The organism is Micromonospora sp. U56 (genome assembly GCF_018070095.1).
GTDB classification, from domain to species: domain Bacteria; phylum Actinomycetota; class Actinomycetes; order Mycobacteriales; family Micromonosporaceae; genus Micromonospora; species Micromonospora purpureochromogenes.
In genome coordinates, this window is sequence record NZ_JAGPYL010000057.1 from 21,720 (window position 1) to 42,416 (window position 20,697).

The 20,697-nt window shown below is 74.4% G+C and carries 21 protein-coding genes and 2 pseudogenes; 12 read left to right on the forward strand and 11 right to left on the reverse strand.

Going from position 1 to position 20,697, the window contains the following annotated elements:
- Positions 1-19: 19 nt before the first annotated feature.
- Both KBX37_RS19445 and KBX37_RS19450 read right to left on the reverse strand, forming a co-directional pair.
- Positions 20-172: pseudogene (locus KBX37_RS19445) on the reverse strand (IS607 family transposase); the annotation flags it as partial.
- A 93-nt stretch (positions 173-265) separates the two neighbouring features.
- Entirely contained in the window at positions 266-2,392 is a 2,127-nt protein-coding gene (locus tag KBX37_RS19450; protein WP_210777362.1) for a SpoIIE family protein phosphatase, read from the reverse strand.
- Between the two features lie 201 nt (positions 2,393-2,593).
- On the opposite strand from KBX37_RS19450, the gene KBX37_RS19455 reads away from it, so the two are divergent.
- Positions 2,594-3,469 (forward strand): hypothetical protein, encoded by an 876-nt coding sequence (locus tag KBX37_RS19455; protein ID WP_210777363.1) that lies wholly within the window; start codon positions 2,594-2,596, stop codon positions 3,467-3,469.
- A gap of 68 nt (positions 3,470-3,537) precedes the next feature.
- Here the strand turns inward: KBX37_RS19455 and KBX37_RS19460 are convergent, their stop codons facing one another.
- Entirely contained in the window at positions 3,538-3,906 is a 369-nt protein-coding gene (locus tag KBX37_RS19460) for a DUF6401 family natural product biosynthesis protein (RefSeq protein WP_210777364.1), read from the reverse strand.
- Between the two features lie 222 nt (positions 3,907-4,128).
- Between KBX37_RS19460 and KBX37_RS34615 the strand changes: the two are divergent.
- From KBX37_RS34615 to KBX37_RS19470, 3 genes and pseudogenes are all read left to right on the forward strand, one after another.
- Positions 4,129-4,449 (forward strand): annotated as a pseudogene (locus tag KBX37_RS34615) (IS607 family transposase); the annotation flags it as partial.
- Positions 4,450-4,524: 75 nt separating this feature from the next.
- Positions 4,525-5,379, forward strand: coding sequence for a transposase (locus KBX37_RS19465; RefSeq protein ID WP_247658486.1), 855 nt, complete (start codon positions 4,525-4,527; stop codon positions 5,377-5,379).
- 8 nt (positions 5,380-5,387) lie between these two features.
- Positions 5,388-5,852 (forward strand): hypothetical protein, encoded by a 465-nt coding sequence (locus tag KBX37_RS19470; RefSeq protein ID WP_210777366.1) that lies wholly within the window; start codon positions 5,388-5,390, stop codon positions 5,850-5,852.
- A 65-nt stretch (positions 5,853-5,917) separates the two neighbouring features.
- Here the strand turns inward: KBX37_RS19470 and KBX37_RS19475 are convergent, their stop codons facing one another.
- Positions 5,918-6,127: a hypothetical protein gene (locus KBX37_RS19475; RefSeq protein ID WP_210777367.1), complete on the reverse strand. Its 210-nt coding sequence runs from the start codon at positions 6,125-6,127 to the stop codon at positions 5,918-5,920.
- A 162-nt stretch (positions 6,128-6,289) separates the two neighbouring features.
- Between KBX37_RS19475 and KBX37_RS19480 the strand changes: the two genes are divergently transcribed.
- Complete coding sequence (locus KBX37_RS19480; RefSeq protein WP_210777368.1) at positions 6,290-7,690, forward strand: sugar MFS transporter; 1,401 nt, start codon at positions 6,290-6,292, stop codon at positions 7,688-7,690.
- Here the strand turns inward: KBX37_RS19480 and KBX37_RS19485 are convergent.
- The 4 genes from KBX37_RS19485 to KBX37_RS19500 all read right to left on the reverse strand — a co-directional run bounded on the left by KBX37_RS19485 (position 7,573) and on the right by KBX37_RS19500 (position 9,946).
- Complete coding sequence (locus KBX37_RS19485) at positions 7,573-7,833, reverse strand: hypothetical protein (RefSeq protein WP_210777369.1); 261 nt, start codon at positions 7,831-7,833, stop codon at positions 7,573-7,575. The two genes, KBX37_RS19480 and KBX37_RS19485, sit on opposite strands and share 118 nt — an antisense overlap.
- 140 nt (positions 7,834-7,973) lie before the next feature.
- Entirely contained in the window at positions 7,974-8,435 is a 462-nt protein-coding gene (locus KBX37_RS19490) for an SRPBCC family protein (RefSeq protein WP_210777370.1), read from the reverse strand.
- Positions 8,436-8,487: 52 nt separating this feature from the next.
- Positions 8,488-8,904, reverse strand: coding sequence for a DUF2795 domain-containing protein (locus tag KBX37_RS19495; protein ID WP_210777383.1), 417 nt, complete (start codon positions 8,902-8,904; stop codon positions 8,488-8,490).
- A gap of 58 nt (positions 8,905-8,962) precedes the next feature.
- Entirely contained in the window at positions 8,963-9,946 is a 984-nt protein-coding gene (locus KBX37_RS19500; protein ID WP_210777371.1) for a YihY/virulence factor BrkB family protein, read from the reverse strand.
- 147 nt (positions 9,947-10,093) lie between these two features.
- On the opposite strand from KBX37_RS19500, the gene KBX37_RS19505 reads away from it, so the two are divergent.
- A complete protein-coding gene (locus tag KBX37_RS19505; RefSeq protein WP_210777372.1) occupies positions 10,094-10,516 on the forward strand; it encodes a ChaB family protein in 423 nt (140 codons plus the stop codon).
- A 60-nt stretch (positions 10,517-10,576) separates the two neighbouring features.
- On the opposite strand, the gene KBX37_RS19510 is transcribed toward KBX37_RS19505, so the two are convergent.
- Positions 10,577-12,010, reverse strand: coding sequence for an aldehyde dehydrogenase (locus tag KBX37_RS19510; protein WP_210777373.1), 1,434 nt, complete (start codon positions 12,008-12,010; stop codon positions 10,577-10,579).
- A gap of 72 nt (positions 12,011-12,082) precedes the next feature.
- On the opposite strand from KBX37_RS19510, the gene KBX37_RS19515 reads away from it, so the two are divergent.
- Positions 12,083-13,687, forward strand: coding sequence for an NAD(P)/FAD-dependent oxidoreductase (locus tag KBX37_RS19515; protein WP_210777374.1), 1,605 nt, complete (start codon positions 12,083-12,085; stop codon positions 13,685-13,687).
- Positions 13,688-14,087: 400 nt separating this feature from the next.
- Here KBX37_RS19515 and KBX37_RS19520 read toward each other — a convergent pair whose 3' ends face one another.
- The gene (locus tag KBX37_RS19520; protein ID WP_210777375.1) at positions 14,088-14,855 is read right to left on the reverse strand and encodes a polyprenol monophosphomannose synthase; all 768 of its coding nucleotides are present in this window, start codon (positions 14,853-14,855) and stop codon (positions 14,088-14,090) included.
- Positions 14,856-14,937: 82 nt separating this feature from the next.
- A complete protein-coding gene (locus tag KBX37_RS19525) occupies positions 14,938-15,378 on the reverse strand; it encodes an SRPBCC family protein (protein WP_307849129.1) in 441 nt (146 codons plus the stop codon).
- A gap of 208 nt (positions 15,379-15,586) precedes the next feature.
- Between KBX37_RS19525 and KBX37_RS19530 the strand changes: the two genes are divergently transcribed.
- The 5 genes from KBX37_RS19530 to KBX37_RS19550 all read left to right on the forward strand — a co-directional run.
- Entirely contained in the window at positions 15,587-17,287 is a 1,701-nt protein-coding gene (locus KBX37_RS19530) for an HAD-IIIA family hydrolase (RefSeq protein ID WP_247658472.1), read from the forward strand.
- Positions 17,284-18,258 (forward strand): glycosyltransferase, encoded by a 975-nt coding sequence (locus KBX37_RS19535; RefSeq protein WP_210777377.1) that lies wholly within the window; start codon positions 17,284-17,286, stop codon positions 18,256-18,258. The genes KBX37_RS19530 and KBX37_RS19535 overlap by 4 nt, the downstream gene beginning before the upstream one ends.
- On the forward strand, positions 18,243-19,460 hold the full coding sequence (locus KBX37_RS19540; RefSeq protein ID WP_154938280.1) for a glycosyltransferase: 1,218 nt from the start codon (positions 18,243-18,245) through the stop codon (positions 19,458-19,460). The genes KBX37_RS19535 and KBX37_RS19540 overlap by 16 nt, the downstream gene beginning before the upstream one ends.
- The gene (locus KBX37_RS19545) at positions 19,460-20,152 is read left to right on the forward strand and encodes an SIS domain-containing protein (protein WP_210777378.1); all 693 of its coding nucleotides are present in this window, start codon (positions 19,460-19,462) and stop codon (positions 20,150-20,152) included. The genes KBX37_RS19540 and KBX37_RS19545 overlap by 1 nt, the downstream gene beginning before the upstream one ends.
- Positions 20,153-20,163: 11 nt before the next feature.
- Positions 20,164-20,697 (forward strand): PfkB family carbohydrate kinase (locus KBX37_RS19550; protein ID WP_307849130.1); only part of this gene is annotated, 534 nt, incomplete at its 3' end.

Sequence of the window (20,697 nt, forward strand, 5' to 3'; positions counted from 1 at the left end):
CGCCCGGGCCCGACTCGGCGGCGGCGTTGATCGCCCGCCACGCGCGGCTGGTCGGTGCACTGTCGCCGTGCAGGCGAGCGCACAGCGAGGTGAGGATCTCCGTCACGTCGCGCACCAGGTCGTCGTCGACCCCGGACGGATCCACGACCAGCAGCCGTCGACCCTGCGCCAGATTCACGCAAGACACCATAGCGCTCCAGGTGACACCAAAGGGCTCGACAAGCTCGCTCCTGGCACCCCGTTCGGGCGGCGCTGACGCCCGTGCTCATCCCGCCGGGATGAGGATCTCGAACCAGACCGTCGAACCACGGACCGTCGGGTCGGTGCCCCAGGCGTCGGAGAGCTGCTCGATCAGGCCGAGGCCCCGGCCCCGGCTGCTCAACGTGTCGGTCTGCGCCCGGGTCACGGTGCCCCGGGTGCCCGAGTCGGCGACCGACACCAGCAGCCGCTCCGGGCTCAGGTCGATCTCCACCCGGGCGGCCGTGCCGGCGTGCAGCAGCGCGTTGGTGGTCAGCTCGCTGGTGCACAGCACCGCCGCGCCGATCACCGCCTCCGGCACCCGCCAGTCGGTGAGCTGCGCGGTCAGCCAGTGCCGCACCCGGCTCGGCGCGGTCGGCTCGGCCGGCATCTCCATGCTCGCCGAGCGGCTCGGCTTCCGCGCGTGCTCCACCGCCAGCACCGCGACGTCGTCCTCGGTCGCACCCTCCACCGCTCCGGTGGCCACCGCGCAGAGCGCGCGCGGGTCGCCGCTGGCCGCATCGGCCACCGCCGTGACCAGCACGTCCAGCCCCGCGGTGAGGCTCTGCCGCCGCCGCTCGACCACCCCGTCGCTGTACAGCAGCAGGGTGTCCCCGGGCTGGAACGGCACGGTCGCGGTACGCGGCCGGCAGCCCAGCCCCAGCGGGGCGCCTGCCGGCAGCTCGACGAAGGTGGCCGTCGCCGAGCCGTCGGGGTGGCAGCGCCGGATCAGCGGCGGCGGATGCCCGGCGCTGGCCAGGGTGGTCACGCGGCGGTCGGCGTCCACCACGCCGAAGACCACGGTGACGAAGAGCTCCTGGGTGCCGGTCTCGGTGCCGAGGCTGGCCACCAGCCGGTCCAGTCCGGTGAGCACGGCGTCCGGGCGCGGGTCGGCCAGCGCCAGGGCGCGCAGCGCCGCCCGTACCTGGCCCATCCGGGCCGCCGCCTGCACGTCGTGGCCGGCGACGTCGCCGAGGACCACGCCCAGGTCGCCGGTGGGCAGCAGGAAGGCGTCGTAGAAGTCGCCGCCGGCGGCGTTGCCGTCCACGCCGGGGTCGTACCGGGCGGCGATGCGCAGCCGGGGCAGCGCCGGTAGGCGTTCCGGCAGCATGCTGCGTTGCAGCAGCTGGGCGGTGCCGTGCTGGGTCTCGAACCGGCGGGCCCGCTCGGCCGCCTGGCCGACCAGCTCCGCCGAGGCGGCCAGCAGCGCCCGCTGCGCCGCCGACCAGCCGTGCGGCGTCCGGTAGCCGACGGCGAGGCCGCCGCGGATCACCGAGGAGCGCAGCGGCAGCGCGGCCAGCGAGCGGATCTTCTGGTCGTGCCGGTCGATCGCGCTCGCCCGCAGCGGTTCGCCGTCGCCGACGAAGTACGGCACGCCGCTGCGCGCGGTCACCACCACCGGGGCGGGCGAGTCCGCGGCCGTGGGCCGCCACAGCGGAGGCAGCCGCTCGTCGGCCTCGTCGAGCAGTTCGCCCCGGATGCGCCGGACCATCCGCCAGCCGGGGCCGTCGTCGACGGCGAAAGTCACCCGGTCGGCGTCGAAGGAGTGCAGCGCGTAGCGCAGGGTCACCCGGGCCACGTCGTCGAGGGTGAGCGTGCCGGAGAGCGCGGCGGCGAAGTCGCTGAGGCTCTGCAACTGCTGGGTGAGCTGGGTGGTCTGCGCGGCCACGGTGAGCACGCCGACGATCCGGCCGGTGCTGTCGCGCACCGGCGAGTGGCCGCGGGTGAAGACGGCGTGGTCGCCGGTGGCGGCCAGGTGCCGGTCGACCGGCAGCATCGACTCCCGCTGGAGGAAGGACTCGCCCCGCCGGTAGGCCCGTTCGATCACGTCGCCCACCCCGGGGGTGTGCCAGAGGTCCGCGAAGACCTCGCCGGCGGGCCGGCCGAGGGCGTCCGGGTGCCGGTCGCCGATCAGCTCGGAGTAGCCCTCGTTGTAGAGCAGCACGAACTCGTCGCCGTAGTAGAGCGCCATCGGCACCGGCGAGGAGAGGATCACGTCGACCAGGGCGCGTACCGCCGGGTCCCACCGCTGCGGCGGCCCGAGCGGGGTGCCCGCCCAGGGGTGGGCGAGCACGGTCGCCGCCACCTGCGAGACCGGGGCCGGTCCGGGGGCGGCGGGTGGTGGCGTGGGGACTCGCCCGACCGTGCCTGGCATGTCACGCAGCCTAGCCGGAGCGTCGCTCAGAGGTTTGGATCATGCCTTCCGACCGTGCCGGACGGTCCGGGCGCGGTGATGTTAGGGCAGGTCAGGAGGTCTTTCGGGGGATATGTCGGGAAATTGATCCCGGGTGTCGCGGCGTGCACCCTGAGCGACCGGGTATCCGGCCGGCGCAGTCCATGCGACAGGAGGGACATCATGCCGGAAACCCTTGCGGTCAGGCAGGCCGACATCGGCGACGCCGTGGCCGACATGTGGAGGTCGGTGCTGCTCTTCATCCCGAGGGCGATCGCGTTCATCGCGATCCTCGTGGTGGGCTGGATCATCGCCCGAGCGGTACTCAAAATCGTGGACAAGGTACTGGAACGGGTGGGGTTCGACCGGGCGGTCGAACGGGGTGGCATCAAACGGGCACTGGAACGCACGAAGTACGACGCGAGTGACATCCTGGCGAAGCTCGCGTACTACGCGGTCCTGCTGTTCACCCTGCAGTTCGCCTTCGGGGTGTGGGGACCCAACGCGATCAGTGACCTGATCCGGGGCGTCGTGGCCTGGCTGCCGCGCGCGTTCGTGGCGATCGTCATCGTGGTCGTGGCGGCCGCGATCGCCAACGCCGTCCGGGACCTGGTCACCGGCGCGCTGGGCGGCCTCTCGTACGGCCGGATCCTCGGCGACCTGACGGCGGTCTTCATCCTGGCGCTCGGCATCATCGCCGCGCTGAACCAGGTGGGCGTCGCCACCACGGTGACCACGCCGGTGCTGATCGCGGTGCTCGCCACGGTGGCCGGCATCCTGATCGTCGGCGTCGGCGGTGGTCTGGTGAAGCCGATGCAGAGCCGCTGGGACCGCTGGCTGGACCGGGCGGCCGAGGAGTCGCGGGCGATCCAGGTGCACCGCCAGGCCCAGGCGGCCGGGCGGGGCGACATGAGCCGGCAGATGGCCGATCGGGGCGCCGAGCGCGTTCAGCCCATGGCGAGCGCCGAGGAGGCCAGGGCGGCGGCCGGGGGCCGGGGGACGTACCAGTCCGGCAACGTGGGCGAGGAGACCCAGCAGTTCCGCCGTCCGGGGACCTGAGTCGGAGGCGTACCGGTGGAGGGGGTCCGTGCGTGGCGCGGACGCCCCTCCGTCGTGTCCGGAGCGGGTCAGGCCGCTTCGAGGTGGCGCGGGTCGAGCGTGCGGGCCAGCGCGCAGACCGCCAGCAGGCGGATGCGCAGCCAGTCCGGCTCGGTCCAGTCGACCGTGCCGGTGGGCAGGGTCAGGCCGTGCTCCAGCGCGGCCGCCCGCAGCCCGTCGGCGTACCCGACCAGCGCCGCCGGGGTCAGCGGTCGCCGGTCGCCGTCGAGGCTGTCGCGTACCGCGGCCGCGTGCTGGTCGACCATCGCGAGCAGGCCGGGGTTGGCGGCCGCCGCGGCGAGGCCGGGGACGCCGACCGAGGCGCAGAGCAGGGCGAGGGCGGACCGCGCCGCGCTCGCGGCGGTCCGGGTCGCGACCTGGGAATACGGCAGACGCATGGGGACCGAGGTTAGTCACCCGGCGGCCCGGGCGGCCTCGGCCGCTCGGGCGGTCCCGGGTCCTCTTCCGGTCGGCCGCCCTCCTCCGCCCGGATTGATCCGGCCAAGGGTGGGCACAAGGAGAACTGCGCGCGAACGGGCGCAGCCGGCACCCTGGGGGTAGTCAGCAGTTCACCCGTTTGTGGGCAGACGTACGAGTCTGTGAGTCTTAGTGTCGGTCTCATGAAGCTTGCCGAGTGGGCGTGTCGCAACGGGGTGCACCCGCAGGCCGCGTATCGATGGTTCCGCGAGGGGACCATGCCGGTGCCCGCTCGGCCTCTTCCGCCTGGCACGATCATGGTGGATGTAGCCGGCGGTGACACCCAGGGCCAGGTGGTCGTCTACGCCCGGGTGTCGTCGGTCGATCAGCGAGCCGACCTGGATCGCCAGGTAGCCCGTGTGACCGCATGGGCGACCGGGGTGCGGGACGTGACGGAGATCCTGACCAGCTTGTGTTCCCGGCTGTACGGCCGCCGCGCCGCAGCGAACCGGGCCAGCCGCGCCCGTGGCCGCCGCCACCGCCGGGGACCTCCCGTGAAACGGTACGCGCCGCCCGCCGGCTGGACCGTTCAGGCGTACATGTTCGCCCTCGGCCCTAGCGACGTGCAGGTGGCCGGTCTGCGCCGCAATACCGGCGCGGCACGGTTCGTCTACAACCACATGCTGCGGCGGGTCAGCGCGGTTAAGGCGCAACGCGCCGCCGAGGCCAGCTACGGGGTGGCCGAGGCGGACCTGACCCCGTGGCAGGGCTGGTCGCTACCGGACCTGCGCCGCACGTGGAACGAAATCAAGACGTGGGTGGCGCCGTGGTGGGCGCACTGCTCCAAAGAGGCGTTCAACACCGGCCTGGCCAACCTGTCGGCGGCGCTGGGCAACTGGCACGCCTCACGTACCGGTGCCCGCAAGGGCCGCCGGATGGGCTGGCCCCGCACCCGGCTGGCGCAACAGTTCACCACGGTCGTGGTCGAGGACCTGCACGTGGCGGGAATGGTCCGCAACCCTAGGTTGGCTAGGGCTCTGATCGACGCCGCCCCGGCGACCCTGCGCCGGCACCTTGGCTACAAGACCGGTTGGTACGGCAGCGTGTTGTACGTCGCCGACCGGTGGTACCCCAGCTCCAAAACCTGTTCCGGCTGCCAGACAGTGAAACCCAAGCTGTCGCTGGCCGAACGCACCTTCAACTGCGCCACCTGCGGACTGTCCCTGGACCGGGACATCAACGCCGCACGTAATCTTGCCGGCCTAGTTCGGCACGTCGACCTGGAGTTGCCGGGCGACGCAAAAACAGGACGTGGAGCCTACGTAAGACCCGTAAGACCTGCACCCGCAGGCAGGGCTGCGGGCCGTGAAGCGTCAAGACCGGTTCACCCGGTCAACGCCGCCCGGCAACGGACGGCTGCCAATCGTGAGTCACGTCTACTCACTGAAAGGTAACGGGACGGATGGGACAGCACGAGGAGGACGGCCCGGATCGGCAGCACCGCCGGCCGGACGGGGTGACCGACGAGACGGTGGCCGCGCTGGGCAAGCTCAGCGAGGCGCTGGAGACGGTGGAGCGGGCGCGCGGGAACCTCTACTCGCTGCACCAGTTGATCGGGCACGCCGACCTGATGCTCGACGACGCGGTCGCGCAGTTGCGGGCCGCCGGCCACGAGGACCTCGCGGAGCGGGTCCACACCGAGCTGCTCGGCCGCAACGTGATCGCCGGTCGGTGGACGTTCCAGATCGTCGAGGACTTCGACGACAACTACTACGCGGTCTTCCGCGAGCTGGACCGCGCCGCCCGGGACCAACTGGTGGACGGCCGCCGCCACCTCTACGAGGCGGAGATGAAGGAGCGGCGGCGGACCCGGGGCCGACCCGGGCACGAGGCCCGCCCCGCCGAGCCCGGCTCATCCCGGAACTGAGGGCGCCCGGAGGTCACGGCTCCGGACTTTCCCACCTGCCCCCATCGCGGGGAGTGAGCCGGGTGTCAGTCGGACGGCGCGTCGGCCGGCCGGCGACGGCTGGTGTCGTCGGCGATGATGACGGTCGCCACCATGAGCGCGACGCAGAGGCTGAACAGCCAGGAGTCGTCGGCGACCAGCTTGGCCGAGACCGGGGCCTGGAGCGCGGCGAGCAGGAAGCCGAGCCAGGCGAGACGCCGCTGACGTGGGGTGAGGATGCCGGAGCCCTGTTGCATCCCGAAAGTCTGACGCGGCACCCCCCGGTTGCCGTCACCCGATCGGCCGATTCTGGATGGGCTGTCCGCATTCCTGCCCGTCCGGGCGTTGCTTTTTGCCGGTTCGGATGAAGTCGTCGCCGGCTGGAAGCGTTCTCGGCGGGTACGGCAGGATGGCCCCCCGTGTCCGTCACCCCGCCCCGCGCCTCCCTGCTCCTCCTGGCCTACCTCGCCTTCGTCAGCCTCGGCCTGCCCGACGGGCTGATCGGGGTCGGCTGGCCGTCGATCCGCGCGGACCTCGGGGTACCGACGGAGGCGGTCGGGCTGGTGCTCACCGCGGGCACCGTCGGCTATCTGACCTCCAGCGTGCTCGCCGGCTTCACCCTGGCCCGACTCGGCGTCGGTCGGCTGCTGGCCGGCAGCACGGTACTGGCCAGCCTGGCGCTCACCGGGTACGCCTCGACGCCGGAGCTGGCCCTGATGATCGGCTGCGCGCTGGTCCTCGGGCTCGGCTCGGGCGCCGTGGACTCCGGGCTCAACGCGTACGCGGCCGGGGCGTTCGGGCCCCGGCACATGACCTGGATGCACGCCTGCTTCGGCCTCGGGGTGGCGCTCGGCCCGCTGATCATGACCGGCGCGCTCGGCGCCGGGCTGAGCTGGCGCTGGGGCTACGGGCTCGTCGCCGCGGCGCAGCTCGCCCTGGCCACCGCCTTCGCGCTGACCGTACGGGCCTGGCGGGGCCGGCCGGCGGACCCGGCCGTACCCGTCGTGACCGGCACCGGGCCGGTGCCGGTACGCGAGACGCTGCGGCTGCCGGCGGTCTGGCTGGGCGCGCTCGCCTTCATGGTCTACGTGGCGATCGAGATCAGCGCCGGGCTCTGGGCGTTCCTGCTGCTCACCGAGGGGCGCGGCCTGTCGGCGACCACCGCCGGCCTGTGCGTCTCCGGCTACTGGGGGAGCCTCTTCGTCGGGCGGGTCGTGCAGGGCGTGGTCGCCGAGGGCCTGGGCGTCGGTCGGGTGCTGCGGGGCAGCCTGCTCGGCATGACGGCCGGCGCCCTGCTGATCGCGCTGCCCGCTCCGGCCTGGGTGGCGGTGGCCGGCCTGGCCCTGGTGGGCTTCGCCGCCGCGCCGGTCTACCCGCTGCTCACCCTCGCCACCCCGGAGCGGGTCGGCGCGGCGCACGCGGACCGCGCCATCGGCGTCCAGATCGGGACCGCCGGGCTCGGCGCGGCGCTGATCCCCGGCGGGCTCGGGGTGCTGTTCGGGCACACCTCGGTGGCGTTGCTGGGGCCGGCGCTGACCGTGCTGGCGGTGCTGCTGCTGCTCCTGCACGCCCTCGCCGGGCGCAGACCGGGGCCGCCACGGGGTGAGCCGACCAGCCGCAGCACCGGGACAGGCTCGGGCGGCCCGGCAGCGCCTTCGACACCCCGGGGCACCGGACGTCGTCCCGCCCGGGACCCCGCCGGTCACATCGTGTCGGGGCCGGTCCGGCCGGTGGTGGAGGGGCGGTACGCCCGCTCGGAGTCGGTCATCTCGCGCCGCTCGGCTTCCCCGGCACCCCGGTCCGCCGCTTCCGGCCCGTGACCGAAGGCGGCCTCCTCGCCGGCGTCGTTGCCGGTGACGTCGTCGGTCTGCCCGTCGAGCGTGGAGCGGGCGATCGCCCGGTCCAGCTCCCTGAGCGGGATCTTCTGCTCGTCCCGCCACACGCTGTCGTCGTTCTCCGTCATTCCTTGGCGGTACCCGGGGCTGATGATCGCAAACGGCCGCGCCCACTCGTCGGGCCCGGCGACGGCACCCGGAACCGGACACGGCGATGGCCGCCGGATTCCCCGGCGGCCATCGGACGGGTGAGGTGCGGGGGAGAGGATCACGGCTGCGGACGGTCCACCTTGCCCCGCCAGGCGCCGGTCTCCTGACCGCGGCGCTCGATGAACTGCTTGAACCGCTCCAGGTCGCCCTTGGCGCGCCGGTCCACCACACCCAGCTTGTCGCCGGCCTTCTCCACCACGCCGTGCGGCTCGAAGTCCATCTGGAGGGTGACCCGCGTCCTGCCCTCGTCGAGCCGGTGGAAGGTGACCACGCCGGCCTGCTGGGTGCCGCCGGTCGACTTCCAGGCCACCCGCTCGTCGGGGAGCTGCTCGGTGATCTCGGCGTCGAACTCACGCTTGACCCCGGCAATCTCGATGGTCCAGTGGGTCATCGTGTCCGTCAGCTGCCGGACCTCCTGCACCCCCTCCATGAAGTGGGGGAACTCCTCGAACTGGGTCCACTGGTCGTACGCGGTGCGGATCGGGACGGAGACGTCCACGTGCTCGGTAACGCCGCTCATGAAGATTCCTCCTCTGGCCGCCGGTGTTCGTCCGGATCGTGGGCCGATCCGGTCACCAGCGGGTCGTCTCGTTCTTGTGACCGAGTGCGGCCCACACCTCGGAAACGGTGCGGTACCGCGTACCGTCGGGCAGCCGCTCCAGATCCTCGATGAGGTCGGCGGGCGCCTGGTTCTCGCGGGCGTTGGCGATCAGCGTCTCGCGGTCGCCCGGCAGGGCACTCATCGTGATGAACCGCCCGAGCCGGCTGCGGTCCTCGACGTCCCGAGAGCTCATGCCCTTCGGGGCGCCGCTGCGCAGTTCACCCGCCGGCGCCGTGGTGGTACCCGGCTGGTCCTCGCCGGCCGGCTCGGCCTCGCGGAACTCCTCGGCGCGCGAGCCCCCGGTGCCCGGGCCCTGGACCAGGCCGGCGACCTCCTGGCTCATCTGCTCGTCGAGCCTCGGTCCGTGCTTGCTGCTGCCACGTTCCAGTTCCATGCCTTGGTGCTACCCCTGGCGGCCCCCGGGAAACGCCGAACCCGGCACGCGGTCACGAATCGGCGGGGGCCTTCGGGGGCAGGACCGGCTCGCCCGGATCCTCCGCCCCCGCCTGGAGCACCCGGCCCCGTTGCAGCTCGGCGTTGATCTGCACGCCGAACATCAGCGCGCAGTTGGACAGGTAGAGCCAGACCAGGAAGGCGATGACCGCGCCCAGGCTGCCGTACGTCACGTCGTAGGAGCCGAAGTTCGCGACGTACAGGCCGAAACCGGCGGAGGCGACGATCCAGGACAGCAGGGCCACCGCCCCGCCCGGGGTCAACCAGCGGAACCTCGGCTGCCGGACGTTCGGGGCGATCCAGAACAGCAGGGACAGCAGCGTCATCATCACCAGCGCCAGCACCGGCCACTTAGCCACGCTCCACACCGTCCGGGCCAACCCGCCGGCGCCCAGCAGGTCGCCCACCGCGTCGGTCACCGGGCCGCTGACGATCAGGCCGAGGGCCACCACGGCGAGCAGGACCAGCGACACGGCTGCCAGGCCGATCTGCATCGGGCGCAACCGGTAGAACGGCCGCCCCTCCTCGACCCCGTAGATCGCGTTGGAGGCCCGGGTGAACGCGCCGATGAACCCGGACGCCGACCAGAGCGCGCCGAGCAGACCGAAGCTGAGCAGCACCCTCGCCCCGCTCTGCTGGTCGACCACGGTGCGCACCACCGACACGAAACCGTCGTTGGCGACCACCGAGCCGGCGCCGATGTCGCGGGCCAGCCCCAGCACCGTGTCGACGGTGCGCTCGCCCTCGGAGACCAGGCCGACCAGGGCGACCACCACCACGGTGGAGGGGAAGAGCGCGAGCACGCCGTAGTAGGTCAGCGCCGCCGCCCAGTCCGCGCAGTTGTCCCTGACGAAGTTGCGCCCGCTGCGCACCAGCGCTCCGCGCCAGGTGAACCAGCTCAGCTGGCGTACCCGGCGGGGGACCCGCAGGCCGTCCCGGCCCCCGGCGACCGCGGTCGGCTCCGTCGTCGCTGCCATCTCCCGCTCCCGTCCCCGCCGGCGCACCCGGCACCCGCTGGCCCCGCCGGTACCCGGTGCCGGAAATCGACAAACCCGGCGGACGAGTTTGCCGATGAGGGCCCGGGGAACCGTCCATACGCAGACATCGACGCGGAGGAGGACGAGATGCCCGGGCGCGAGGTACTGCCCAGCACGCTGCGGCGCTCCCCGAACAAGGCGCAGCGCACCTGGGAGAAGACGCACGACTCGGCGGTGGAGACGTACGGCGAGGGCGAGCGGGCGCACCGCACCGCGTTCGCCGCCGTCAAGCACGAGTTCGAGAAGGTCGGCGACCACTGGGAGCCGAAGGGACGCAAGGGACCCAGCGACCGCCAGGCGCAGGGTGGCGGACCGGCCCGACGGGCTCCCACGGCGGGCGGCGTGGACGCCAACGCCAAGAAGGAGCACCTGATGGAGGTGGCCAGGAAGCTGGACGTACCCGGCCGGTCCCGGATGACCAAGCCGGAACTGGTCAAGGCGATCCAGAAGGCGAACCTTCGGCAGACCACGGAGGCCCGCGAGAAGTCCAAGGCGCGCAGCGGTCGCTGAGCCGGGGGTACGACGCACGGGAGCCCGGGACCGCACGGTCCCGGGCTCCCGCGTTTCCGCTCACCAGTGGCCGCCGCCCGGGGCCTCCAGGTGCACCGTCTTCACCGTGCTGAACTCGTCGAGCAGCTCCGGGCCGTACCCGAAGCCCTGGCCGCTGCCGCGACGCGGCTGCGCGGCGCCGCCCGGCGCCCCGCCGAACACCGCGTTCACCTTGACGGTGCCCACCGGCAGCTCCCGCCAGGCCCGCTGCGCGTGGCTCATCGAGGCGGTGAGCACCGTGCCGGCCAGCCCGTACGGGGAGTCGGCGGCGCAGCGCAACGCCTCGCTGAACGAGTCCACCACCACCACGGGAGCCACCGGCCCGAACGTCTCCTCCCGGACCAGCGTCATCTCGTGCCGGCACCCGGTGACCACCGTCGCCGGGTAGAACGCCCCCGGCCCCTCCGGCAGCACACCCCCGGTGCGCAACGTCGCCCCCTCGGCCACCGCCGCGGTCACCTGGCCGTGCACGTGGTCGCGGTGCCGCCGGTCCACCAGCGGGCCCAGCTCGGTCCCCGGGTCCCGGCCCGGGCCGACCCGCAGTGCCTCCGCCCGGTCGACCAGCGCGTCGACGAAGTCCTCCGCCACGTCCCGATGCACGTAGATCCGCTCGACGGCGACGCAGATCTGGCCGGCGTTGGCGAACGAGCCGATCGCCGCCTGCCCGGCCGCCCAGACCGGGTCCAGTCCGGCGTCGACGATCAGCGGGTCGCTGCCGCCGTTCTCCAGCAGCGCCTTCGCGCCCGTCCGGGCGCAGGCCGCCGCGATGGCCCGGCCGGTGGCGGTCGAGCCCACGTGGGCCACCACGTCGACCTGCTGCGCGGCCAGCGCCGCGCCCACCTCGCCACCGCCGGTCAGCAGGGACAGCACCCCGGCCGGCAGCGCGCCGTCGAGGATCCGGGCCAGCAGCCACCCGGTGGCCGGGGTCCGCTCGCTCGGCTTGTACAGCACCACGTTGCCGGTCACCAGGGCCGCGCCGAGCAGCCCGCAGGAGACCGCCACCGGGTCGTTCCACGGGGTGATCGCGGCGACCACCCCGCGCGGCTCCGGCGCCATGAAGTCGATGGCGTGCGTGCCGCCGTGCAGCGTCCGCCCGCCCCGCACCGGACCCAACTCGGCGTACTGTCGCAGCGTGCCGATGCCCGCCTCCACGCCGCCCCGGGCGTCGGCGAGTGGCTTGCCCATCTCCGCCGTCGTCGCCTCGGCCAGTTCGTCCGCGGCCGCGGCCAGCGCGGCCGCGGCCCGGTGCAGCGCCGCCGCCCGCTCCGCCGGGGCCGTCGCCGCCCACTCCGCCGCCGCGCCCCGGGCCGCCTCGACCGACTTGGCCACCTCGTCCGCCGTCGCCACCGGTACGGTGCTGACCGGCGTGCCGTCGGCGGGATCGTGCACGACCAGTTCACCGCCCGCGCCGCCCGCGCCCCACACTCCACCGATGAGCTGTTCAACCCTGTACATGCGGCAGTGGATGCCCCGGTCCCGGCAAGGCAAACGCGTTTCGCCCGGTTGCTGGCCGGGTAGGCGGATCGGATGACCGGGACCGGCATCGAGACCGCGGACGCCGTCGTCATCGGCGCCGGGCACAACGGACTGGTGGCCGCCAACCTGCTCGCCGACGCCGGTTGGGACGTGCTGGTCCTGGAGGCCACCGGCGCCCCCGGCGGGGCGGTCCGGTCCGCCGAGGTGACCGCCCCCGGCTACCTGAGCGACCTCTACAGCTCCTTCTACCCCCTCGGGTACGCCTCGCCGGTGCTGCGCCGGCTCGGCCTCGACGCGTACGGGCTGGCCTGGACGCACGCGCCCGACGTGCTGGCGCACGTGCTGCCGGACGGCCGGGCGGCGGTGCTCAACCGCGATCCCGACCGCAGCGCCGCGTCGATGGAGGCGTTCGCGCCCGGCGACGGGCAGCGCTGGCTCGACACGTACGACGACTGGCGGGCGATCTCCCGTCCCCTGGTGAACGCCCTGTTCACCCCCTTCCCGCCGGTCCGCGACGGGTTGGAGCTGCTGGGCCGGCTGCGCACCGCCGGGGCGCTGCGGCTGGCCCGCCGGCTGGTGCTGCCGAGCCGGCAGTTCGGCCACGAGGTGTTCCGGGGCGAGGGCGCGGCCGCGCTGATGGCCAGCTGCGCCCTGCACACCGACCTGTCGCCCGACGACGCCGGCTCGGGCATCTACGGCTGGCTGCTCGCCATGCTCGGCCAGGAGGTCGGCTGGCCGGTGCCGGTGGGCGGCGCGCAGCGGATCACCGATGCGCTGGTGGCGCGGCTGATCGCCAAGGGCGGCCGGATCACCTACTCCGCCCGGGTGGACCGGGTGCTCATCGCCCGGGGCCGGGCGATGGGCGTACGGACCGAGGGCGGCGCCACCTGGCGGGCCCGTCGGGCGGTGCTGGCCGACGTGCCGGCGCCGGCGCTCTACCTGGACCTGGTCGGCGCGGCCTGGCTGCCGCCCCGGCTGGTCGAGGACCTGGACCACTTCCGCTGGGACGGGTCGACGGTCAAGGTCGACTGGGCGCTGGACGGGCCGATGCCGTGGGTCAACCCGCAGGTCGCCGGGGCGGGCACCGTGCACGTGGCCACGGACGTCGACGGGCTCACCCGCTACGCGGCGGACTTGGCCTGCGGGCAGCTGCCGGAGGACCCGTTCCTGCTGGTCGGCCAGATGACCACCGCCGACGCGAGCCGGTCACCGGCCGGCACGGAGTCGCTCTGGTCGTACACCCACCTGCCGTTCCGGCGGGACTGGCGGGCCGAGGACGTGGCCGCGCACGTGGACCGGATGGAGGCGGTGCTGGAGCGCTACGCCCCCGGCTTCAAGGGGCTCGTCCGGGGCCGCTTCGTGGCCGGCCCCGCCGACCTGGAGGAGCGCAACCCGAGCCTGGTCGGCGGCGCGGTGGGTGGCGGCACGGCCGCCGCGTACCAGCAGCTCTTCCTGCGCCCGGTGCCCGGCCTGGGCCGGCCGGACACCCCGGTCGACCGGCTCTACCTGGCCAGCGCCTCGGCGAACCCGGGCGGCGGGGTGCACGGCGCCCCGGGCGCGAACGCGGCGCAGGCGGCGCTGAGCCGCAGCCGTGCCCTCACCGGCGGCCTGTACGCCCGGGCGATCGGCGCCGCCCACCGCGCGGTCTACCGCTGACCTCGCCCTCCCTGGCCGCATCGGCTGCGGTCGGGCACGGGTCTTCCGGACCGGGCGTTCGCCGTCTCCGGCCCGCGGCCGACCCGGGGGGCCGGTGCAACCGCTCATCTCCGGCCCGAGACCCCGGGGGCCGGTGCAACCGCTCGTCTCCGGCCCGAGACCCTGGGGCCGGTGCAACCGCCTCGCCGTCGGCCGCAGGCGGACCGACCCGGCCGGCGGGATGGCCCTCCCGTCCCCGCCCGGGCGACCCGGGGGCGCGCGTCGCCCCCCCGGTGGTCCACGTCTGGGAGAGCGATATGCCTGAGGGGCATAAATATGCCCCTCAGGCATATCGCTCACGAGGGTGTCCGCTGCCACGGACGTCACCGCGTGTGACGGGCCGGGCGCGAGAGAGACCGGGTCAGCGCTCCAGGTTGCGGTGCCGGGTACGCAGCTTGAACGGCATCAGCGCGCTCTCCACCTTGGTGGCGGTGGTCATCTTCGAGTCGCCGTCGCGGCGCTCCTCGAAGCGGATCGGCACCTCCAGGATGGTGTGCCCCAGCTTGGTGGCGAGGTAGTGCATCTCGACCTGGAAGCTGTACCCGTTGGACTGCACCCGCTCCAGGCCGATGTCGCGCAGCGCGTCCGCCCGCCAGATCTTGAAGCCGGCGGTGAGGTCACGGATCCGCACCCGCAGCAGGGTGTGCACGTAGAGGTTCGCCCAGCCGCTGAGTGCACGGCGGTACAGCGGCCAGTTCTCGTCCAGCTCGCCACCGGGCACGTACCGGGAGCCGATCACCACGCCGGCCTGGGTGGAGAGCAGCGCGCCGAGCATGCCGGGCAGCGCCTCCGGCGGGTGGGACAGGTCGGCGTCCATCTGCGCCACGTAGTCGGCGCCGCCGTCGAGCGCCCGGCCGATCCCGTCGACGTACGCCCGGCCCAGGCCCTCCTTGCCGGCCCGGTGCACGACCTGGATCCGGTCGGGGTGCTCGATGGCCAGCTTGTCGGCCACCTCGCCGGTGCCGTCCGGGGAGTTGTCGTCCGCCACCAGCACCTTGAGGCCGGGCAGCGGCAGCGCGAGGAGCCGCTCGACCAGCACCGGGAGGTTGCCCGCCTCGTTGTAGGTGGGGACCACGACGGTCAGGCGTGCTTCCCGCCACGGCGAGGGCAGCTCCACGGGTTCGATCATGACGGACATCCTCTGGTTGCCGACGGTTTTCCCCCAAAGGGTAGCCAGTGCTCCGTCGGGCTCCGTCGAGGCTCCCCGCCCCTCACCTCTCCGCGGCCTCGTCCGCCTTCTGACGGGTGGCGATGTCGGAGAGCCGCCGCAGGGTCTCCATGTTGCGCCGGTGCAGGACCAGGTCGTTGAGCTTGTTGCGGATCCAGCGCAGCGGCCCGGCGGCGAAGTCCTCGCCGATCCGCACCCGGGTGGCGTCGGCGCCGACCGGTTCCAGGGTGAACACCACAATCGCCTCACCGGCCGGCCAGAGCCCGGCCCTGATGACCATCTTGTGCGGCGGCTCGCAGGCCAGCACGGTCGAGGAGTCATGCAACGAGAGCGGCCACGGCCCGGCCTTGTGGTGCAGTTGGCTGCCCACCCGCGGCCAGCTGTCGTCGACGTCCCGCACGTGCACGGTCCCGACCACCCAGTCGCTGTACGTCCACCCGTCCGCCAGCACGTCGAACACCTGCTGCGGGGGAGCGTCGATCACTTTCTCCACAATCGCCACTGGCGTCCAGTACCCCGACGGCGACCGGGGCTAACCGGCGGGGCGGACCGGGAGTTAGCTTCTCCGGGGCGACGGGTAAGGCCGGGTCGGCGAGCCCTGCGCGGCCGGGACGGCGACGAGCCGTACCGCCGGGTAGATGATGTTTACTCCCCGGGGCTCCGGGAACCCGCCGCCCGTGCGACGGGACCAGATGGAGCCGGATCAGCGCAGGTCAGGCCGGGTCGACCCGGCCGTCGACCGGGCCGTGATCCGGCCGGTCCTGTTCGACGCGGTGCTGCTGGACCGGGACGGCACCCTGGTCGAGGACGTGCCGTACAACGGTGACCCGGAGAAGGTGCGGCCGATGCCGGGCGCGCGGGCGGCGCTGGACCGGCTGCGCGCGGCCGGCCTGCGCCTCGGCGTGGTGACCAACCAGTCCGGGCTGGCCAAGGGGTTGTTCACCGCCGCGCAGATGCGGGCGGTGCACGCCCGGATCGAGGCACTGCTCGGCCCGTTCGACACCTGGCAGGTCTGCCCGCACGACGACGGCGACGGCTGCGCCTGCCGCAAACCCGCCCCCGGCCTGGTCCACCGGGCCGCCGCCGCGCTGGGCACCACGCCCGCCCGGTGCGTGCTGGTCGGCGACATCGGCCGGGACATGACCGCCGCGCTCGCCGCCGGCGCCACCGGCGTGCTGGTCCCCACCCCGGTCACCCGGCCCGAGGAGGTGGCCGCCGCCCCGCACGTCGCCCGCGACCTGCCGGCGGCCATCGAGGAGATCCTGCGGCGGCAGGCCGCGCTGCGCCCGAGCGCGCCCCGCCGGGCCGGCACCGTGCTCGTCGTCCGCAGCGACTCCGCCGGCGACGTGCTGGTCACCGGCCCGGCCGTCCGCGCCGTCGCCGCCGGCGCCGACCGGGTCGTCCTGCTGCACGGGCCACGCGGTCGGCACGCCGCCGCCCTGCTGCCCGACGTCGACGAACTCGTCGAATGGCCGCTGCCCTGGATCGACGGCGACCCCGCCCCGGTCGACCCGGACGACATCCGCCGGCTCACCGACCGCCTCGCCGGGGTGCGCGCCGACGAGGCGGTGGTCTTCACCTCCTTCCACCAGTCACCGCTCCCACTCGCGCTGCTGCTGCGGATGGCCGGTGTGCCCCGGGTCAGCGCGATCAGCGACGACTACCCGGGCGCGCTGCTCGACGTCCGGCACCGGGTGCCCGACGGGTTGCCCGAGCCCGAGCGGGCGCTGTCGCTGGCCGCGGCCGCCGGATTCCCGCTCCCGGCCGCCGACGACCCGGCGCTGCGCATCCGCACCGACGGCCTGCCGCCCGCGCCGGCCCGGCTCGGCCGGCCCGGCTACGTGGTGCTGCACCCCGGCTCGGCGGCGCAGACCCGGGCCTGCCCGCCCGAGCTGGCCGCCCGGATCGTCCGGGTGCTCACCGCGGCCGGCCACCGGGTGGCGGTCACCGGCGGCCCGGACGAGACGGAGCTGACCGCCCGGGTGGCCGGCGACACCGGCGTCGACCTGGGCGGGCGGACCGGTCTGGCGGATCTCGCCGCCGTGCTGGCCGACGCCGGCGCGCTGGTGGTCGGCAACACCGGCCCGGCGCACCTGGCCGCCGCGCTGGGCGTGCCGGTGGTGAGCCTCTTCGCCCCCACCGTCCCGTTCGGACAGTGGGGGCCGTACCGGGTGCCGGCGGTACGCCTCGGCGACGCCGCCGCGCCCTGCCGGGACACCCGGGCCACCCGCTGCCCGGTGCCCGGCCACCCCTGCCTGTCCAACGTCGAGCCGGACCACGTCCTGGCGGCGGTACGCCTGCTCGGGGTACCCGCCGACGCGCCCGCGCCGGGCGCGGCCCCGGCCACCGTCGGCATCGATCCGGTGATCGCCGGCGGCGGGAGCGCCCGATGAACATCCTGGTGTGGCACGTGCACGGCTCCTGGACCACCTCGTTCGTGCACGGCAAGCACCGCTACCTGGTGCCGGTCACCCCCGACCGCGGCCCGTACGGGCTGGGGCGGGCCCGCACCTATCCCTGGCCGGACAGCGCGGTGGAGGTCACGCCGCAGCAGCTGCGCCGGGAGGAGGTCGACGTGGTGCTGCTGCAGCGGCCCGAGGAGATGGACCTGGCCTGCGACTGGCTGGGCCGGCGGGCCGGCCGGGATCTGCCGGCGATCTACGTCGAGCACAACACCCCCAAGGGCGACGTGCCCACCACCCGCCACCCGATGGCCGACCGGGCCGACCTGCTGCTCACCCACGTCACCCACTTCAACGAGCTGTTCTGGGACAACGGCGGCACCCGCACCGCCGTGGTCGAGCACGGGGTGGTCCCGCCGGCGGTGCAGTGGACCGGCGAGCTGGACCGGCTCGCCGTCGTCATCAACGAGCCGGTACGCCGCTGGCGGGTCACCGGCACCGACCTGCTGTCCCGCTTCGCCGAGATCGCCCCGCTGGACGTGTTCGGCATGAAGGTCGCCGGGCTCGCGGAACACCTCGGCCTCCCCGCCGACCGGCTGGCCAGCCACGACGACGTGCCGCAGCACCGGATGCACGCCGAGCTGGCGCGGCGGCGGGCGTACCTGCACCTGTGCCGGTGGACGTCGCTGGGGCTGAGCCTGATCGAGGCCATGACGATGGGCATGCCGGTCGTCGCGCTGGCCACCACCGAGGCCGTCGAGGCCGTGCCGTCCGGGGCCGGCGCCCTCTCCACCCGGGTGGACGCGCTGCTGGAGGCCGCGGGGCGGTTCGTCACGCAACCCGCCGAGGCGCGCCGCGCCGGCGCCGAGGCGCGCACCGCCGCCCGGGCCCGCTACGGCCTGGACCGTTTCCTCGCCGACTGGGACCGCCTGCTGGAGGAGGAAGTATGCGCATCGCGATGATCTCCGAGCACGCCAGCCCGCTCGCCATCCTGGGCGGTGAGGATGCCGGTGGGCAGAACACCCACGTCGCGGAGCTCTCCGCCGCGCTGGCGGCCGCCGGGCACGACGTCCGGGTCTACACCCGCCGCGACGCGGTCGACCTGCCGGTCACCGTCCGCGCCCCGGACGGGTACGACGTGGTGCACGTGCCGGCCGGCCCGGCCGAGCCGTTGGCCAAGGACGCGCTGCTGCCGCACATGAAGGAGTTCAGCGGCTGGCTGGTGGAACGGTGGCGCGGCGGCGACTGGGTGCCCGAGGTGATCCACGCGCACTTCTGGATGAGCGGCCTCGCCGCGCTGGCCGCCAGCCGGCAGACCGGGGTGCCGGTCGTGCAGACGTACCACGCGCTCGGCACCGTCAAGCGGCGCTACCAGGGCGTGCAGGACACCAGCCCGGCGCGGCGGATCGCGTACGAGCGGGAGCTGGGTCGCGCGGTCGACCGGGTGGTCGCGCAGTGCCAGGACGAGGTGGGCGAGCTGGTCCGCCTCGGCGTCCCGCGCTCGCGGATGACCGTCGTGCCCTCCGGGGTCAACCTCGCCAGCTTCGCCCCGCTCGGCCCGGCCGCCGAGCGGGAGCCCGACCGGCCCCGGATCCTCACCGTCGGGCGGCTGGTGGAACGCAAGGGCTTCCAGACCGTGATCCGGGCGATGGCCCTGGTGCCCGACGCCGAGTGCGTGGTGGTGGGCGGCCCGCCGGCCGGCCTGCTGGAGACCGACCCGTACGCCCGCCGGCTGCGCGCCCTCGCCACCACCTGTGGGGTGGCCGACCGGGTCAGGCTGGTCGGCGCGGTGCCCCGGGAGGAGATGGGGCGCTGGTACCGTTCCGCCGACGTGCTGGTCGCCGCCCCCTGGTACGAGCCGTTCGGGCTCACCCCGCTGGAGGCGATGGCCTGCGGCGTTCCCGTGGTCGGCACCGCCGTGGGCGGGATCAAGGACACCGTGGTCGACGGGGTGACCGGGGACCTGGTCCCGGCCCGGGACCCACAGGCCCTGGGCACGGCGATCCAGCGCCTGCTCGACGACCGGATCCGCCGCTTCGGGTACGCCACCGCGGCGCTGCAACGGGCCCGGCGCAGCTACTCCTGGTCGACCACCGCCGAGCGGTTGGCTGAGCTGTACGGCGAGGTGGCCGCCGTGCGCCGGCCGACCCGGGTGGTCGCCTGATGACCACGGCCACCGAAGGGCTGCTGGACGCGCACCTCACCCTGCTGGCCGAGGCGCTGCTGCCGTTCCGGTCCTCGGAGCAGCAGCTCGCCCGCTGGGGCACCGAGCTGGCCGCCACGCTGGCCGGCGGGGGCCGGCTGCTGGTCGCCGGCAACGGCGGCAGCGCGGCCGAGGCCCAGCATCTCACCGCCGAGCTGGTCGGCAAGCTCCGCGACGACCGGCAGCCGCTGTCGGCCATCGCGCTGCACGCGGAGACCTCCGCGATGACCGCGATCGGCAACGACTACGGCTACGACGAGGTCTTCGCCCGCCAGGTCCGCGCGCACGGCCGGGAGAACGACATCCTGCTGCTGATGTCCACCAGCGGCGCCAGCGCCAACCTGCTGGCCGCCGCCCGCGCCGGCCGGGAGGTCGGGCTGCGCTGCTGGGCGTTCACCGGCCCGGCGCCCAACCCGCTCGCCGACGCCTGCCACGAGACGCTCGCCATCGCCTCGCCCGAGAGCCAGGTGGTGCAGGAGCTGCACCTGGTCTCCACCCACGTGCTCTGCGAGTACGTCGACCGGGCCCTGCCGGCCGCGCTGGCGGTGGCCGGGACGGCCGGCCCGGCCCCCGTCGAACCGCCCACCGCGCCGGTGCGCACCGGCGTCGAGGTGGTGCTCGACGGCGGCGACCGGCGGGTCGAGGCGGGATGAGGAGGCCGGCTGTGCGGGGACCTCTGGTGGTCATCGGCGACACCCTGCTGGACCGCGACGTCGAGGGCGTGGTGAACCGGCTCTGCCCGGACTCACCGGTACCCGTGCTCGACGAGACGACGTACGCCGACCGCCCCGGCGGCGCCGGCCTGGCCGCGGTCTTCGCCGCCACCCAGGGCGCCGGCGAGGTGGCGTTGGTGACGGCGCTCGCCGACGACGCCGGCGGCGCCCGGCTCAGCTGCCTGCTCAGCGCCGCCGGCGTGCAGGTGTACGCGCTGCCGCTGCCCGGCGCCACCGCCGAGAAGATCCGGCTGCGGGCCCGCGGCCGGGTGCTGCTGCGCCACGACCGGGGTGGGTCGGCCGCCGACCCCGGGGCGCCCAGCGAGGCGGTGCTCCAGCTGATCGCCGAGGCGTCCGCCGTGCTGGTCAGCGACTACGGCCGGGGCGTCGCCCGGCAGCACGCGCTGCGCGCGGCGCTCGCCGCGACCCGCGCGCCGGTGGGCTGGGACCCGCACCCGCGCGGACCGGCGGCGGTGCCCGGGGTC

Coding starts and splice junctions, on each gene's coding strand:
- KBX37_RS19450 (WP_210777362.1), bottom strand. CDS start 2,392: ATGCCAGGCACGGTCGGGCGAGTCCCCACGCCACCACCCGCCGCCCCC.
- KBX37_RS19455 (WP_210777363.1), top strand. CDS start 2,594: ATGCCGGAAACCCTTGCGGTCAGGCAGGCCGACATCGGCGACGCCGTG.
- KBX37_RS19460 (WP_210777364.1), bottom strand. CDS start 3,906: ATGCGTCTGCCGTATTCCCAGGTCGCGACCCGGACCGCCGCGAGCGCG.
- KBX37_RS19465 (WP_247658486.1), top strand. CDS start 4,525: ATGTTCGCCCTCGGCCCTAGCGACGTGCAGGTGGCCGGTCTGCGCCGC.
- KBX37_RS19470 (WP_210777366.1), top strand. CDS start 5,388: ATGGGACAGCACGAGGAGGACGGCCCGGATCGGCAGCACCGCCGGCCG.
- KBX37_RS19475 (WP_210777367.1), bottom strand. CDS start 6,127: ATGCAACAGGGCTCCGGCATCCTCACCCCACGTCAGCGGCGTCTCGCC.
- KBX37_RS19485 (WP_210777369.1), bottom strand. CDS start 7,833: ATGACGGAGAACGACGACAGCGTGTGGCGGGACGAGCAGAAGATCCCG.
- KBX37_RS19490 (WP_210777370.1), bottom strand. CDS start 8,435: ATGAGCGGCGTTACCGAGCACGTGGACGTCTCCGTCCCGATCCGCACC.
- KBX37_RS19500 (WP_210777371.1), bottom strand. CDS start 9,946: ATGGCAGCGACGACGGAGCCGACCGCGGTCGCCGGGGGCCGGGACGGC.
- KBX37_RS19505 (WP_210777372.1), top strand. CDS start 10,094: ATGCCCGGGCGCGAGGTACTGCCCAGCACGCTGCGGCGCTCCCCGAAC.
- KBX37_RS19510 (WP_210777373.1), bottom strand. CDS start 12,010: ATGTACAGGGTTGAACAGCTCATCGGTGGAGTGTGGGGCGCGGGCGGC.
- KBX37_RS19515 (WP_210777374.1), top strand. CDS start 12,083: ATGACCGGGACCGGCATCGAGACCGCGGACGCCGTCGTCATCGGCGCC.
- KBX37_RS19520 (WP_210777375.1), bottom strand. CDS start 14,855: ATGATCGAACCCGTGGAGCTGCCCTCGCCGTGGCGGGAAGCACGCCTG.
- KBX37_RS19530 (WP_247658472.1), top strand. CDS start 15,587: ATGGAGCCGGATCAGCGCAGGTCAGGCCGGGTCGACCCGGCCGTCGAC.
- KBX37_RS19535 (WP_210777377.1), top strand. CDS start 17,284: ATGAACATCCTGGTGTGGCACGTGCACGGCTCCTGGACCACCTCGTTC.
- KBX37_RS19540 (WP_154938280.1), top strand. CDS start 18,243: ATGCGCATCGCGATGATCTCCGAGCACGCCAGCCCGCTCGCCATCCTG.
- KBX37_RS19545 (WP_210777378.1), top strand. CDS start 19,460: ATGACCACGGCCACCGAAGGGCTGCTGGACGCGCACCTCACCCTGCTG.